We start from the raw sequence: 15,956 nt of genomic DNA, 5'->3' as shown, positions 1-15,956 counted from the left end.
CGTGCCACGCGCGCCTGCCACTCGTTAATTTGCTCCACATTTGCCACCATATTTCTCCTAGAAATTGAAGAAAGGAGTGTGGCCGCAACGTTCAGGAATTCATAGATGGGTGGGCTGGATGCTTACGTACTACCCAGTTGATATCGCGTCAGGACGTGACGTGTGCAACTTTCGCACGGCAAGATGCAGTCAGACATGTGGACGTGCGAATAATCGTCGCGTATAGCGCTGGTATTGAAAGGCATCTGACTCAATGTGCTTGAGTAAATAGCGATGTGAAAAACACGGCCATCGCTGCTTTGTATGGACGTCACCCGGATTCGCTGAAGTAGTCGCAGGCAACCGGGCTATCCCCATGAAGAATTACGACACCCGCCATTCGACGATGACGACAGGGATTTGGACTACGTCGTGGATTTTGCCATTCCTGAAAATTTGGCATGCCGGTGAAACAGGAAGTGGTTTTACTCAAGGGCAGGAACAAGGAGCTCAAGCAGCTGAGCGATCGACTTCCCATCGCGCACCAGAAGCCGGGATCTGCTCTGCAAGCGGCACGGCGCTTGTTGATCTGCGCTGCTTGCGTGAACCCCACCAGCTCGGTCGAATATGCCAGAGCTGCGCACGAATCTGGCCACCGTCGCGTGCCTGAACGGCACCGAGCTGGTCGCCATGGCGCGCGCCAATACGCGGTTAACGAGAAAGGGCCCGCAATTGCTTGCGGGCCCTTTCAAATTCTGGCTCCCCGACCTGGACTCGAACCAGGGACCTGCGGATTAACAGTCCGTCGCTCTACCAACTGAGCTATCAGGGAAAAGAGGCCGTATTATATAGGCCCCGCAGGAATTTTAGAAGTAAAAATTACCAAAAATGCCGACGTGGTCGCCTTTGGTCTTTTCGACGAAAGTTTGACGGCGGTAGACGTAGCTCGACTCGTACTCTTCTTTCACGTAGCGCAGCTTCAGGCCCACGTTCGGGCTGAAGAAGTACTCGCCTTCGACCACCGCGCCCACGGTGTTGTCGAACTCCTGATACACGCCGGCGCCGAAGCCGTCGCCGTTCAGTTTAGGGCTCGACACGTAACGCACGCCGCCGCCGATACGCATTTTGTCGGTCGGGTGGAAGTACGCCAGCACTTCGATCGGAAAACGCTTGAAGGTCACGTCGCCATTCCTGGCACTGGCCTGGTCGACGTGAAAACCCACGGTGCCCTGGAACGAGAACTCTTGATTGACGCGGTAGTCGACACCAGCGAGGAAGGCGATCATGCCGCCGGCGCGCACGTCGATCGAGCCGCCGTTGCTGTATTTGGCAGTGGCCAGCTTGTCGCCGCCGGCGGTCAGGCCGGCGCCAACGACGAAGCGCAAGGGGTTGGCGGCGGGCGCCTGGGTTTGTGCCTGGGCCGAGCCAAAGGAAGCGATCGCCACAGCGATCACGAATGCAATTTTTTTCATGGAATTTTTGTGTATGGGTTCGCGGTAACGCGCACAATGCTGCGTATTTACCAGGCGGGATGATACGGGCCGCGATTACAAACAAGCAAGAAAGATCACTATCGGTTGTTGCATATAGGTAACAATCGGTGCACATTCACCCACAAAACAAAAAAGGCCACGTTGGTTCAACGTGGCCTCTCGCATTCTGGCTCCCCGACCTGGACTCGAACCAGGGACCTGCGGATTAACAGTCCGTCGCTCTACCAACTGAGCTATCAGGGAAAAGAGGCCGCATTATATCGGTCGAGAATTGACTTGTCCAGTTTCACGTGCGAGGCCGTCGCCAGTCATGCGCGCAAGCAACGCTTGGTGTGCCGGGATCGACAATTGTGTTTTAAAAGCAAAATTTGATCTACTATAAGTCCGGCCCGGCCGGATGGCCCGGCGTACTGCACCGACTCACCGTACCCATCATCGCTTCACCCCGTTGAAAGGAAGAATTATGGAGATGTTCTTAGGCACTATCGTACCCGTCGCATTCCCCTTTGCACCACGCGGTTTCATGACCTGCGCCGGCCAGCTGCTGAGCATTGCCCAGAACAGCGCCCTGTTCTCGCTGCTCGGCACCACCTACGGCGGCGATGGCCAGAACACCTTTGCCCTGCCGGACCTGCGCGGCCGCATTCCGGCCGGCGCGGCCTTGGGCGCGCCCGGCCGCATTTCGGCCGACATGGGCACGGTCGGCGGCAACGCGGCGTTCACCGCCGTGCTCAACGGCACCGGCGCGGCCGCCGTCACCCTGACCGTGGCCAACCTGCCTGCGCACAACCACACGGCAACCTTTGCCGCCGCTGGCGGCGGCGGGTCTGCCCCCACCCTGCACGTCAGCACCGATGTGGCCACCACGTCGCTAGCGGCGCAGGACGGCTATCTGGCCGCGGGCAAGGCCGGCGGCCCGAACCAGCCGCTGATGTACCGTCCCGACGCAGGCAAAGGCACGGTCACCCTGAACGCGGCCACGATCACCGGAGGCGGCGGTAGCGGCGGCACGGTCACGGTCGACAATACCGGCTCGGGCACGCCGTTGCAGGCGCCAGTCACGGTCAGCGTCACGGGACAGATTCCAACCGTGCCGCCGTTCGTCGGCGTGCAGTACATTATCTGTGTCGAGGGGATTTTCCCGAGCCGCAACTAATAGCCTGGTTCGGACGCCGCTGTCAGGTAAACACCACCTGATAGCGCTGCCCGGCCGGCGCGGCGCTGCCGGGCAGCGACGCAAGCGACGAAATGGGCGACATGAACCACTGGTGGCGCCCCAGTTCCGGATGGTCCATCACATAATGATCGTCATACAGTACCGGCGCCGGCGGACCGGTGAAGATCAGGGTCATAGGCGTGCGAAACTGCTCGGGCAAGCCGCGCCGCGGCAGTTCGGTGGCCTCGACCAGGGTCAGGGCAATCGTGCCGGCGGCGGTGTGGGCGATGAACGCGCTGTCGAGCGCGCTCGTGAATTGTTCTATCGAAACGGTCATCCGACTCCCCTTTTGTGTTCCGAAAGCATAGCAAATAATCACGGAGAATTGTGTTCACCCTGCCCGCCCCTCTTCTTTTGCGCGCCATTGGCGACGACGACCACGCCTTCCTTTCCGAACTCTATGCAAGCACGCGCCACGACCTGGCGGCGATGGCGGCCGCGCCGGCCGTCATCGCGCAACTGATCACCATGCAGCAGCAGATGCAAGGCCAGGGCTATCGCGTCGCTTTTCCTCAAGCCGACTACGCCATCGTGGAACGCGCCGGCCAGCCCATCGGCCGCCTGGTGACCGACGCCCACGCCGGCCGCCTGCACCTGGTCGACCTGGCCTTCGTGCCGCATGCCCGCGCACAGGGTAACGGCAGCGCCGTCCTGCGCGCGCTGCAAAGCGCGGCCGCCGCGCGCGGCCTGCCGCTCACGCTCAGCGTCCTGCTCGCCAACGAGGGCGCCGCCCGCCTGTATGCGCGGCTCGGTTTCGAGACCGTCGCCAGCGATCAGGTGCAGCAGCGCATGCGCTGGAGCGCCCCATGAGCGTCGCCGCCCGCCCCGCCCCGGGGTCTGCGCCGCAGGGCGCGGCGGCGCCCAGCGCATGGCTGCGCCTGCCGCTGGCGTTCGACATCGCCCGCATGCGGGCCGAGCTGGACGCCCTCGGCGCCGACGAGTGGATCGCCCATTTCAACACCGGCGCCTACGACAAGGGCTGGTCCTGCGTTCCGCTGCGTTCGGCAGGCGGCAGCGCGCGCCACATCATGCCGGTCGACGGCGAGCCCTACCGCGACACGCCCGTCCTCGACCGCTGCCCCTACCTGCGCCAGGTGATCGACAGCCTCGCCTGCGACAAGCAATCGGTGCGCCTGATGGCGCTCGCGCACGGCGCCGTGATCAAGGAGCACCGCGACCCCGGTACCGCCTTGCAGGAAGGCCTGACCCGGCTGCACGTGCCGATCCAGACAACGCCCGAGGTGCTGTTTACGGTCGACGGCGAAGCGGTGCATTTCAGCGCAGGCCACGCCTGGTATCTGGACGCCAGCTGCCGCCACGCCGTCCACAACGCCAGCGCCCTGCCGCGCGTGCATCTGATTCTCGATTGCGTCAGCAACGACTGGCTGGCGCAACTGTTCAAGGACGCCGGCTTCGTCCCGAGGCCGCTGGCGTCCCTCACTAACAACAATGCCCTGAACGCGCGCGAACGCGTGCTGCTGCGTGCCGAGGCCGTGGCCTGGCATGCCGGCATGCCGATGCGGCACTGGTTCCCGGTGGCGGCGGCCGGCACGCCGCTGCGGGTATCCTGGCGCCACGCGGGCGCGCTGCGCTTTACCGATCCATTCTTCGACAACACCCTGGCCCGACAAGTTCCCGCGCAACGCCAGCGCTGCGACACGCCCCTTGCCGCGCTCGACGCGACCGGCCCCGCGCTGGCTCCGGACGCCTTCCTTTTCCACGTCTCGCGCTGCGGCTCCACCCTGCTGACCCAGATGCTGGCGGCCCTGCCGCAATGCGTGGTCATGTCGGAGCCGCCCATCATCGACGCGCTGCTGCGGCGCCACCACGACGAGGCGCAGACCCCGGCCGAGACGGCGGCACTGCTGCGCCAGGCCGTGCACGCCCTGGGCCAGCGCCGCTTCGGCGACGAAACGCACTTTTTCGTCAAGCTCGACTGCTGGCATATCCACAGTCTGCCACTGATCCGCCTGGCGTTTCCCGGCACGCCCTGCCTGTTCCTGTACCGCGAGCCCGACGCCGTACTGGCCTCGCACCAGCGCCAGCGCGGGCCGCAAATGGTCCCTGGCCTGCTGCATCCGGCCCTGCTGCCGCCGGCGCCAAGCGGTCTGGCGCCAGGCGACCTGGACGGCTACGCGGCGCATGTGCTGGAAGGCTTCTTCGACGCCGCCCTCGCCCATGCGGCCGACCTGGCCCTGCTCAATTACGCCGACCTGCCGCAGTTGATCGCCACGTCCTTGCTGCCCCGCTTCGGCATCGACTGCGGCGCGCACGAAGCCGAACTGCTGCGCCAACGCGCCGGTTTCCATGCGAAACAGCCGCGCGCGCAATTCGACGGCGATCCGGCACCTTGCCCCCTGGCGCCGGATGGCGGCGTCGCGGCGCGCATGCGGCTCGCACAGCGCTACGACGCCCTGGAAAAGCAGCGCATGGCGCAGCAGTAGAGTCCGCCGTTGTGGCTTTTTGGCGAAAAATTGTCAGAAAGGTCATGATGTGAATCAAATAGCTAGGCGGAATCTTAGTTTCTTTGGATAATTATCCGAGCCATCGTTTGAGTCCCGCCGCCTGGCGGGAAAGCCAAGCCAATACCCAGCCTGTTGCATCGCTTCGCGCATCACGAATACCTGTAATCCGGGCCGCCCGGCCCCCGTCTCTGAATACCTGCCGTACCTGATTCATCAATACCTGTTAATTGTCGACTGCCGCACCGCGTCGTGAGGGTTTCCCGCACGTGGCGATTGGCATCAGTGCCCTTGAAAGAAGAAAACATGAGCAATTCTGCCGTGCCGACGTCCTTTTCCGCGCCAATCTGGTGGCGGGTGTTTTTCATGGCATGCGTCTGCGCCATTCTGTTTGTTTCAGGGCCGCCCGCCAGCGCCGCGTCACTCCAGCCGGCAAAACAAATCCTGTTCGTCGAAGATAATCTTGCCGATTACCGCCAGCTGACCGCCGCCGGCATGGAAGTGGTCGTGCTCGACGGCCGCCAGGATGGCTTGCGCCAGATCGCGCAGGCGCTCGAAACCCGGCGCGGCATTCGCGGCCTGCACCTCATCTCGCACGGCGGCCCGGGCGCGCTCAAGCTCGGCTCCCTGAACCTCGACCGGCAGCAGTTGAACGCGCGCAGCGCCGACCTCGGCATCATCCGCGCCGCCCTGGGCGCCGATGCCGATATTCTGCTGTATGGCTGTAACGTAGCGGAAGGCAAGACTGGACAGGATTTCATCGGCGAGCTGGCCGGCCGCACCGGCGCCCGCGTGGCCGCCTCGATCAATCTGACCGGCGCCACGGCGCAGGGCGGCGACTGGTTGCTGGAAGCGCGCACTGGCGCGCTGCGCAGCGCAGCCTTGAGCTTCCCGGCATACCGGCACGTCCTGCCAGGCGTGGCCGGTACGCTGCAGGTGCCGTTCAATTCTGCGGATAACGTTGTCATGACGCCGATACTGATCGATGGACAAAGTGGGAGCAGCGACGTTCCGAACATCGCGGTTCAGATCTACTTTGCAAATGCCGGCAATACGCCGACCGGATGGGTCACGAATTTCACGCTTTTCGGCAGCGATTCCGTGCTGTTGTTCACAGACAGCAATATTCCCGACCCGAATACCGGCTTGTATTCGTATCCGCAGGTTGGGGCACTCATCATCAAAAGCCAGTCGAACCGGAAATTCGGCCTTGCGAACTTCAAGATCCAGGATGTCAGCGAGATCGAAGCGCTCTATACCGCGACTGCCTACCTGAACGGCAATCCCACTGGCAATACGCATACATTCTCCGCAAATAAATTGGGCCCCATTGCCGATGTCACGCTCCCCAACACATTCAGGAATGTGGACGAAGTGCGCATCACCAGCAATGGCGGTGCGGGAGCGACAGGCAAGCTGTGGCAGGAAGGTTTCAACAGCTTCGTGTTTGTCGAGCCTACGGGCAATGCCGACCTGGCAGGCCTCAGCGTTTCAGCGGCCGCCCTGTCGCCGGTATTCAACGCCAACACCACGACCTACAATATGCCGGTCCCGAACGCGACCGCCAGCACCACCGTCACGCCCACGGTCGACACCCCGGGTGCGACCGTCACCGTCAACGGCGTCAGTGCCGGCAGCGGCGCGGCCTCGGGCAGCATTGCCCTGAACGTGGGGGCGAATGCCCTCACCGTGGTCGTCACCGCGCTCGACGGCAGTACCACCAAGACCTACACCGTCAACCTCACACGCGCGGCGCCACCGTCGAGCGACGCCAACCTGAGCAATCTGGTACTGTCGCAGGGCACCCTCGACCCGGTCTTCGCCAGCGCCACCACCAGCTACACCGCCAGCGTGCCGTTCACCACCACCTCGCTGACCGTCACCCCGACCAGGTCGCAGGGCAACGCCAGCATCACCGTCAACGGCGCGGCCGTGACCAGCGGCAGCCCGTCCGGTGCAATCGCGCTGTCGGTCGGCAATAACGTGATCACCACCGTCGTCACAGCCCAGGACGGCACCACCAAGACCTATACCACCACCGTCACGCGCGCGGCGGCGTCCGCCAACAACCAGTTGAGCGCGCTGAGCCTGTCGAGCGGCACGCTGACGCCGGGGTTCGCCTCGGCCACCACCGGCTACACGGCCAGCGTCAGTAACGCCACCACCTCGCTGACCGTGACGCCGACCGTGCTTGACGCCACCGCCAGCGTCACCGTCAACGGCGTGGCCACCACCAGCGGCAACGCCTCCGGCGCGATCGGCCTGGCGCTCGGCAGCAACACCATCACCGTCACGGTCACCGCGCAGAACGGCACGCCGCTCAGCTACACCATCACCGTCACCCGTGCCGCCTCGGCCAACGCCGACCTGTCCGCGCTGGCGCCGTCGAGCGGCACCCTGTCGCCGGGCTTCACATCAGGCAACACCAGCTACACCGCCAGCGTGTCCAACGCCACCACCTCGCTCACGATGACCCCGACCGTGGCCGATGCCAGTGCAAGCGTCACCGTCAACGGCAACTCCGTTACCAGCGGCAATGCCTCCGGGCCAATTCCGCTGGCGGTGGGCGCCAACACCATCACCACCATCGTCACGGCGCAGGATGGCAGCACCACCAAGACCTACACCGTCACGCTGACCCGCGCCGCCTCGTCCAACAACAACCTGTCGGCCCTGAGCAGTTCAAGCGGCACCCTGAGCCCGTCGTTCAATCCGGCCACCACCGGCTACACCGTCTCGATCGGCGCGGGCGTGAGCAGCATCACCGTCACCCCGACCACGGCCGTCAACACGGCCAGCGTTACCGTCAACGGCGTGGCCGTCAGCAGCGGCGCTCCCTCGGGCGCGATTGCCATGAATCCGGGCAGCAATACGGTCACCGTGATCGTCACCGCCCAGAACTCGGCCACCAAGCAATACACGCTGACGATCACCCGCGCGCTGCCGTCCAGCAATGCCGCGCTCTCGGCGCTGTCGCTCACGAGCGGCACCCTGAGCCCGGCGTTTGCCTCGGGCACCACCAGCTACACGGCCAGCGTGGGCAACGCCACCACCTCGGTCGCGGTCACCCCGACCGTGAGCGACGCCACCGCCAGCGTCACCGTCAACGGCGTGGCCGTTACCAGCGGCAACACCTCCAGCGCGATCGCGCTGGCGGTCGGCGCCAACACCATCACTGTCGCCGTCACGGCGCAGGATGGCACCACCGTCACCACCTACACCGTCACGCTCACCCGCGCCGGGTCGGGCGACGCCAACCTGTCTGCGCTGGTGCTGTCGGGCGGCAGCCTGAGCCCGGCGTTCGCGCCATCGACCACCAGCTACACCATGGCAGTCGCGGCGGCCACCGGCAGCATCGTCGTCACGCCGAACGTCAACGAGCCGAACGCCACCGTCAAGGTCAACGGCGTAGCCGTTAGCAGCGGCAACGCCTCAAGCCCGATCGCGCTGAACACCGGTGCGAACGCGGTCACGGTCGAGGTCATGGCGCAAAACGGCAGCACCAAGACTTACACGGTCACCGTCACGCGCGCCATGTCGACCAATAACGACCTGGCGGCCCTGGCCTTGTCGAGCGGCACCCTGAACCCGGTGTTCAGCGCGGCCCAGCAAACCTACAGCGCCACCGTGCCCAACGCCACCGGCTCGATCACCGTCACTCCAAGCGTGGCCGACAGCAGCGCATCGGTCACCGTCAACGGCGTGACGGTCGCCAGCGGCGCGGCCTCGGGTCCGATTGCCCTGAACATCGGCGCCAACATCATCACCGTCACGGTCACGGCGCAGGATGGTTCGCCGCGCAGCTACAACATCACGGTGACCCGCAACGTCTCGTCGAACGCAGACCTGTCCGCGCTGACGATCTCCAGCGGCACCCTGAGCCCGGTGTTTGCCAGCGCCACCACGGCCTACACGGCCAATGTGCCGAACGCGACGAGCTCGATCAGCGTCACCCCGACCGCCGCCAGCAGCACCATCACCGTCAACAACGTGGCGAACGCCAGCGGCGCCGCATCGGCCCCGCTGGCGCTGAACGTCGGCGCGAATGTGATCACCATCGTCGTCACCGCGCAAGATGGCGTGACCACCAACACCTACACCGTGACCGTCACGCGCGCCGCGCCGCCGATTGCCGAACTGACTGGCCTGAGCCTGTCGAACGCCACGCTGGCGCCGGCCTTCAGCCCCGCCACCACCGCCTACAGCGCCAGCGTCGGCGCCGCCACCGGCTCGCTGACCGTCACTCCGAGCGCAGCGGCCGGCAGCATCACCGTCAACGGCGTGGCTGTCGCCAGCGGCAACGCCTCGGCGCCGATCGCCCTGCTCACCGCCGCCAACCTGATTACGGTCGTGGTCACGGCGCAGGATGGCTTGAGCAGCAAGACCTACACCATCAGCGTCACGCGCGCGGCCGCCGCCAATGCCGACCTGGCGGCGCTGTCGGTGCCGGGCGCCACACTGTCCCCGGCCTTCGCACCGGGCGTGACCAGCTATGCGCTGGCGCTGCCCAACGGCACCGGCAGCATCAGCGTGATCCCGGCCGTGGCCGATGCCAGCGCGCGCGTCACCGTCAACGGCGTGCTGGTTGCCAGCGGCAGCGCCTCGCAAGCGATTGCGCTGGCGGCGGGCAGCAACAGCATCGTGGTCAGCGTCACCGCCCAGGATGGCACCGTGAAGACCTACACCATCACCGCCACGCGCGCCGTGTCGGACAACGCGGCGCTGGGCAACCTGGCCGTCTCGGCGGGCACGCTGGCGCCGGCATTCGCCAGCGCCACCAGCGCCTATGCCGTGGCCGTGCCGAACGCGAGCGCCAGCATCAGCGTCACCCCGACCGTGGCCGACAGCAGCGCCAGCGTCACCGTCAACGGCGCGGTCGTCGCCAGCGCCAGCGCCTCGGCGCCGGTCGCGCTGCTTGTCGGCAGCAACACCATCACCATCGTGGTGACAGCGCAAAGCGGCAAGGCAGTCACCACCACTGTAACCGTCACCCGCGCGCCGCCGCCGAGCGCCTCGCTCGCCGGGCTGGTCTACACCGACAGCAATAATGACGGCATCAACAACAGCACCGAGTCCGGCCTGGCCGGCGTCACCGTCAATCTCGACGGTACCGACATCGATGGCGCCAAGGTGGAATTGAGCACCGTCACCGGCAGCGAGGGCCGCTTCGCTTTTGATAACATCAAAGGCGGCACCTACACCATCACCGAAGTGCAGCCGGCAGGCAAAGCCGACGGCAAGGAAACCGCCGGCAGCCTCGGCGGCACGGTCGACAACGCCAGCTTCGACGGCAGCGCCGCGCGCAACCGGATCGCCAATATCGTGGTGGCGCCCGGCGCCGCCGGTACCGGCTATCTGTTCGGCGAGCACAATACCGGTACCCTGCAAGGCTTTGTGTATGCCGACGCCAATAACAATGGCGTGAAAGACAGCGGCGAAGCCGGCCTGTCCGGCGTGCGCGTGACCCTCTCGGGCAGCGCCGCCAGCGTGGCCACCAGCGCCGCCGACGGCGCTTTCGCCTTCGCCGGTCTTACCGCAGGCAGCTACACCCTCAAGCGCAGTTCGGCCGATGTCGACGGCGCGCTGTACGCCGACGGCCAGGAACGCGCAGGTGTCGCAGGCGGCAAGGTCAACAACGCCAACTTCGGCACCCAGGCCTTCCAGGCCAGCATTGCCGAGATCGGCATCGATGGCGCGCTGCTGGCCTCGTCCGGCGGCAAGATCGACGGCTACCTGTTCGGCCTGCGCCCACGCGCCGTGCCCGGCCTCAAGCTGCCGATTGTCAGCGGCGTCATCACCCTCGGCGACAAGCCGATGCCAGGCACGCCCGGCGCCCTGGTGGCAGGCTGGAACGTGAGCCTGGCGCAAAACGGCCAGTCGCTGTGCACCGTGCAAAGCAATGCGCAGGGCCAGTATCAGCTCGACAACCTGGTGTGCCCGGGCTACGCCCAGACCGGCCTGCCGACCGGCAGCGGCTTCGCGCTGGGCTTCAACAAGCCTGGCAGCAACCTGTCCGGCACAGCCGACTCGGGCGGCGGCGCTGGCAGCTCCGGCAACCTGTCGATCCGCAACCTGAGCCTCTCAAGCACGGACGAGATTACCCAGCAAAATCTGGCCCTGAAACCGACCGGCATCGTCTACGACGCCATCTCGCGCCAGCCGCTGGCGGGCGTGACGGTGGTGGTATCCGGTCCGGCCGGCTTCGATGCGGCCACCCATCTGGCGGGCGGCCAGAACCAGGTGACCGGCAACGACGGCGCCTATCAGGTCCAGCTGCAAAACGGCTACCCGAGCGGCACCTACACCTTGGCAATCGGCAAATCGCCGTCCGGCTTCGGCGCCGGCTCGCGCCTGCTGCCGGCCTGCGCGGCCACCCTGAGCGTGGGCGCCACGCCCGACCCGGCGCTGGTCCAGTCCGGCACCAGCGCTCCCGGCGCGAATGTGCCCCGGCATGACGCGGCGGCCTGCGCCGGCCTGCTCGCCGGCGGCTCCAACAGCACCCAGTACTACCTCACGCTGCAGATCACCAGCGGCGTGTCGGCGGCGCTCATGAACAACCACATCCCGCTCGACGCGGCGGTGGCCGCCGGCCTCGCACTGAGCAAGACGGGCGACCGCCAGACGGCGGAACTGGGCGACACGGTGCGCTACACCATAGTGCTCAGCCAGGGCGCCGGCTCGACCATCGCCCAGTCCAGCGTGCGCGATGTGCTGCCGGCGGGCTTCCGCTACGTGCCGGGCAGCGCCACGGTGAACGGCGTGCGCGCCCCCGATCCCCTGAGCGCTGCCGGTTCGGTGCTCGGCTTCCAGCTCGGCGCCGCCGGCGGCGGCCGCCAGCTGGTCTTGACTTACCGTGCGCGGGTCGGCGTGGGCAGCATGCAGGGCGATGGCGTCAACCGCGCCTGGGCCTATGCCTGCAACAGCGCCGCCGGCTGCCTCGACGAGGCCACCCTGGCGCCGCGCGCGGGGGCAATCGCCTCGAACGAAGCGCGCTTCCAGGTCAAAGTGACCGGCGGCGTGTTCACCAATGACGCCTGCGTGGCCGGCAAGGTGTTCGCCGACTGCAACCGCAACGGCATGCAGGATGCGGGCGAAGCCGGCATTCCGGGCGTGCGCCTGTACCTCGAAGACGGCACCAGCGTGCGCACCGATAACGACGGCAAGTACAGCTACTGCGGCCTGAGTCCGAGCGCGCACGTGATCAAGGTCGACCCGGTCAGCCTGCCGGCCGGCAGCGTGATGGGCGAGACCAGCAACCGCAATCTGGGCGATGCGGACAGCCTGCTGCTGGACGTGCGCAACGGCGAACTGATTCGCGCCGACTTCGCCGAGACCAGCTGCGCCGCACCGGTGCAGGAACGCATCCGCCTCGGTCGTCCGCGTCAGGAAGGCGAAACACGAACGGAAGCGGCGCCGCCGCCTACGGGCAGTCCCGGCATCACATTTTCGACCAAGGAAAAACGCAAGGTGAACAGCAAGCCAGTCCAAGGGGAACAACATGCGCAATAACTTCCTGCGTCCCCTGCCCGCGCGCGCGCAAACCCGCCTGTTGATCGGCGTGCTGGCGATTGCCGCCGCCTATCCGCTGCACGCGCAAACCATCGCGCCGCTGGTGCAACCAGCCGACACTGCGCCGCTGTCCCTGCGCAGCGACCCGGCCCTGGGCGACATCCTGGTTGAAACCGACAGCAACATGCTGCCCGGCGACGGCCGCTCCGCCGTGGGCGTGACCGTGCGCCTGCTCGACGCCCAGGGCCAGCCCCTGCGCGGCAGCACCTGGATCACGGTCGACAGCACCGGCGGGCGCATTCTCGACCCGGCCGCCGCGCCCGGCCTGCGCCTCGGCCAGCGTACCGACCGCCTGCTGCGCGGCACCCGCATTCGCGTCGACGACGGCGTGGCGCGCTTCCAGCTGGTGGCCCCGCCGCACGCACAGGATGTGGTGCTGTCGGTGGCCAGCGGCGCCCTGCGGGCGCGCGGCGAACTCAGTTTTGTGACCGAACGCCGGCCGCTGTTCGCTGCCGGCGTGGCCGAAGGCGTGATCGGCCGCCGTAGTGGTTCGTCCTCCGGGCCGGAACGCTTCAACGATGGCTTCGAGCAGTCGCTGACCCACTGGAGCCGCCAGTTCAACGGCGGCAAGGACGACGTGGCGGCGCGCCTGGCGTTTTTCGCCAAGGGCGACATCGGCATCGACAGCGCCATCACGGCCGCCTACGATTCCGAAAAAGCCGACAGCAGCCGCCTGCTGCGCGACCTCGATCCGAACCGTTTTTATCCGGTGTACGGCGACGACTCGGTGACCGCCTTCGACGCCCGTTCCAGCGAGCGCCTGTATGTGCGCCTCGACCAGCGCAAGAACTACCTGCTGTATGGCGACTTTGCGACCGGCGCCGGCTTCAGCCAGTTCGCCGGCACCGGCAGCGGCATGGACAGCGGCCTGCACAAGCTGGGCCAGTACAACCGCAGCGCCACCGGCCTGCGCGGCCACTACGAGCAAGGCAGCATCAGCGGCAACGCCTTCGCCGTGCACGACAGCCTGAAACAGGTGATCGAGGAATACCAGGCCAACGGCACCTCCGGCCCGTTCGCGGTGCGCAGCAACAGCGCGATCCGGAACTCGGACAAGGTCGAACTGGTCGTGCGCGACAAGAACCAGGCCAATCTCGTCAAGCAGGTCATCGCCCTGCAGCGCTACGTGGACTACAGCTTCGAGCCGTTCAGCGGACGGATCGTGTTCAACCAGGCCATCCCTACCCTCACCCCGGATGGCGACCCGCAATCGATCCGCATCACCTACGAGGTTGACCAGGGCGGCGACAAGTTCTGGGTGCTCGGCGCCGATGGCCAGGTGGCGCTGGGCGAGCGCGTAAAAGTCGGCGCCTCGATCGTTGACGACCGCAATCCCGATTCGCCTTACAAGCTGCAAAGCGTGGCCGGACAATGGCAACTGGGCGCGGGCACCGACCTGGTGGCCGAACTGGCGCGCAGTACGTCGACCACCTACACCATCGGCCAGAACGTCTCGGCCACGCCGACGCGCCAGCCTGGTGAATCGATGGACGAGCGTGACGGCAGCGCCGGGCGCATCGAACTGCGCCACAACAGCGAGCAGCTCGAAGCGCGCGCGTGGTGGCACCAGGCCGGGCGCGATTTCAACAACACCGCGGCGGGCCTCGCGGCCGGGCAAAGCGACGGCGGCGCCAGCGCCAAATGGCGCATCAACCCGCGCACGCGCCTGTATGCGGAAGCGGTGCGCAGCGACAGCGACGGCGGCGTGAACGGCGGCGCGAACTTTGACGGTGCCTCGCGCGACGGCCAGCGCGCCGGGGTGCAGTACGCGCTGAGCGAGCGTGTAAGCATCGACCTCTCGCTGCGCCACATCGAAGAGAGCGGCCAGCTGTCGCCGACCACCTCGATCGCGCCGAACACGGCGCCGCTGGGCGGCGCGCAAAGTGCGGCCGGCGGCTTTTACGGCGGGCTGGAATCGTCCGGGCTCGATACCGTGACCGGCCTGCCGTATAACCCGGCCAGCACCAACCGTGCCCCGTATCGCGGCGTGGAAGCGACCACCGCGCGCGTCGGCGTGCAGTTCAAGGCCAGCGCCAAGCTGACCGTGGCCGCCGATGCGGAGCACAGCATCGACGGCGAACAGCAGCAGCGCTACGGCGTCGGTGTGCAGTACGCGACCGCGTCGTACGGGCGCCTGTATGCGCGTGCCGAGACCCAGACCGGGCTGGCGTCGTCGTATTCGATCAACCCGGCCGAACGCAGCACCAGCGTGGTGGCCGGGGTCGACACCTCGTACATGGCCGGCGGCACGGTGTTTTCGGAATACCGGCTGCGCGACAGCGCCGACCTGGGATTCGACGACGAGCGCAATGCGCAGCTGGCGTCGGGTGTGCGCAATACGTGGCAGCTGCGTCCGGGCGTGACCGCCAGCACCGGCGCCGAGTATCTGAAAGTGTTGAACGGCAGCGAGCAGGAAGCGATGGCCTTGACTGGCGCAATCGACTACCGCATCGATCCGCTGTGGAGCGCCTCGGCCAAGCTGGAGTTGCGCAAGGTGTTCGACCGCGCCGACATGCTGGGCGAACAGGGGCAGGACCAGTGGTTGAATACCGTGTCGGTGGCGCGCAAGCTGGGCGACGACTGGACGCTCTTGGCGCGCAACTATCTGCTCTATCAGCGCAATAACGACGACGCGCTCGGCGCCCCGCTCGGGAACACCTTGCAGGACCGCGCGCAGGTGGGCTTTGCATGGCGTCCGCGCGAGCGCAACGACATCAACGCGCTGGCGCGCTACGAGTACAAGACGGTGCGCGACGAAGCGCGCATCGATGGCGAAAACTACCGCGCGCATATCGTCTCGACGCACATGGACTACCACCCGAGCCGCGCATGGTGGGTCACCTCGCGCCTGGCGGGCAAGCTCAATACCGACCGCAATCTGCCGGCCGGCCAGCGCAAGTACAACGCCTGGCTGGTGGGCGGACGCGCGCTGGTGGACGTGGCGCCGAAGTGGGATGTGGGCGTGCTGGCGTCAGTGCTGTACAGCCCGCAGGGCAAGAGCCGGCAGTACGCCTACGGCGCCGAGGTCGGGTATCAGCTGGCGCGCAATCTGTATCTGTCGGTCGGGCATAACCTGTCCGGGTTCACCGACAAGGAGCTGAGCGGGGCCGACTATACCGCGCACGGCACCTTCCTGCGGCTGCGCTTCAAGTTCGACGAGAAGACCTTCAAGGCGGGCGGGATGTAAGCCGCGCGCGAACGGGGAATGCCATGGATGGCGGCGAATCTTCGCCGCCA

At 66.4% G+C, this 15,956-nt stretch carries 9 protein-coding genes and 2 tRNA genes; 6 read left to right on the top strand and 5 right to left on the bottom strand.

The genetic code is table 11. The features are described 5' to 3' along the window. Window positions 1-355 precede the first annotated feature (355 nt). A complete protein-coding gene (locus F2P45_RS31365) occupies window positions 356-649 on the top strand; it encodes a hypothetical protein (protein WP_166882139.1) in 294 nt (97 codons plus the stop codon). Between the two features lie 86 nt (window positions 650-735). Here the strand turns inward: F2P45_RS31365 and F2P45_RS31360 are convergent. The 3 genes from F2P45_RS31360 to F2P45_RS31350 all read right to left on the bottom strand — a co-directional run bounded on the left by F2P45_RS31360 (window position 736) and on the right by F2P45_RS31350 (window position 1,715). Next, window positions 736-811, bottom strand: a tRNA-Asn gene (locus F2P45_RS31360). A 34-nt stretch (window positions 812-845) separates the two neighbouring features. Continuing rightward, the gene (locus F2P45_RS31355; RefSeq protein ID WP_166882138.1) at window positions 846-1,451 is read right to left on the bottom strand and encodes an outer membrane beta-barrel protein; all 606 of its coding nucleotides are present in this window, start codon (window positions 1,449-1,451) and stop codon (window positions 846-848) included. A 188-nt stretch (window positions 1,452-1,639) separates the two neighbouring features. Further along, window positions 1,640-1,715, bottom strand: a tRNA-Asn gene (locus tag F2P45_RS31350). Window positions 1,716-1,935: 220 nt separating this feature from the next. On the opposite strand from F2P45_RS31350, the gene F2P45_RS31345 reads away from it, so the two are divergent. Beyond that, the gene (locus tag F2P45_RS31345) at window positions 1,936-2,628 is read left to right on the top strand and encodes a phage tail protein (RefSeq protein ID WP_166882137.1); all 693 of its coding nucleotides are present in this window, start codon (window positions 1,936-1,938) and stop codon (window positions 2,626-2,628) included. A 22-nt stretch (window positions 2,629-2,650) separates the two neighbouring features. On the opposite strand, the gene F2P45_RS31340 is transcribed toward F2P45_RS31345, so the two are convergent. Further along, window positions 2,651-2,965: a DUF6916 family protein gene (locus tag F2P45_RS31340; protein ID WP_166882136.1), complete on the bottom strand. Its 315-nt coding sequence runs from the start codon at window positions 2,963-2,965 to the stop codon at window positions 2,651-2,653. Window positions 2,966-3,015: 50 nt separating this feature from the next. Between F2P45_RS31340 and F2P45_RS31335 the strand changes: the two genes are divergently transcribed. Continuing rightward, window positions 3,016-3,498, top strand: coding sequence for a GNAT family N-acetyltransferase (locus F2P45_RS31335; RefSeq protein ID WP_166882135.1), 483 nt, complete (start codon window positions 3,016-3,018; stop codon window positions 3,496-3,498). Continuing rightward, complete coding sequence (locus tag F2P45_RS36565; RefSeq protein WP_229505404.1) at window positions 3,495-5,132, top strand: aspartyl/asparaginyl beta-hydroxylase domain-containing protein; 1,638 nt, start codon at window positions 3,495-3,497, stop codon at window positions 5,130-5,132. Before F2P45_RS31335 ends, F2P45_RS36565 begins: the two co-directional genes overlap by 4 nt. Window positions 5,133-5,302: 170 nt before the next feature. Here the strand turns inward: F2P45_RS36565 and F2P45_RS31325 are convergent, their stop codons facing one another. After that, the gene (locus F2P45_RS31325; protein ID WP_166882134.1) at window positions 5,303-5,518 is read right to left on the bottom strand and encodes a hypothetical protein; all 216 of its coding nucleotides are present in this window, start codon (window positions 5,516-5,518) and stop codon (window positions 5,303-5,305) included. Here F2P45_RS31325 and F2P45_RS31320 point away from each other — a divergent pair. Together F2P45_RS31320 and F2P45_RS31315 are read left to right on the top strand one after the other, a co-directional pair. Further along, entirely contained in the window at window positions 5,517-12,659 is a 7,143-nt protein-coding gene (locus F2P45_RS31320) for a cadherin-like beta sandwich domain-containing protein (RefSeq protein ID WP_166882133.1), read from the top strand. The two genes, F2P45_RS31325 and F2P45_RS31320, sit on opposite strands and share 2 nt — an antisense overlap. Next, on the top strand, window positions 12,649-15,906 hold the full coding sequence (locus F2P45_RS31315) for a TonB-dependent receptor (RefSeq protein ID WP_166882132.1): 3,258 nt from the start codon (window positions 12,649-12,651) through the stop codon (window positions 15,904-15,906). The genes F2P45_RS31320 and F2P45_RS31315 overlap by 11 nt, the downstream gene beginning before the upstream one ends. Window positions 15,907-15,956 lie beyond the last annotated feature (50 nt).

This window comes from Massilia mucilaginosa (genome assembly GCF_011682145.1).
Lineage (GTDB): Bacteria > Pseudomonadota > Gammaproteobacteria > Burkholderiales > Burkholderiaceae_D > Telluria_A > Telluria_A mucilaginosa.
Note: the sequence above shows the minus strand (reverse complement) of the source record. Positions and strands in the feature narration are given on the sequence as shown.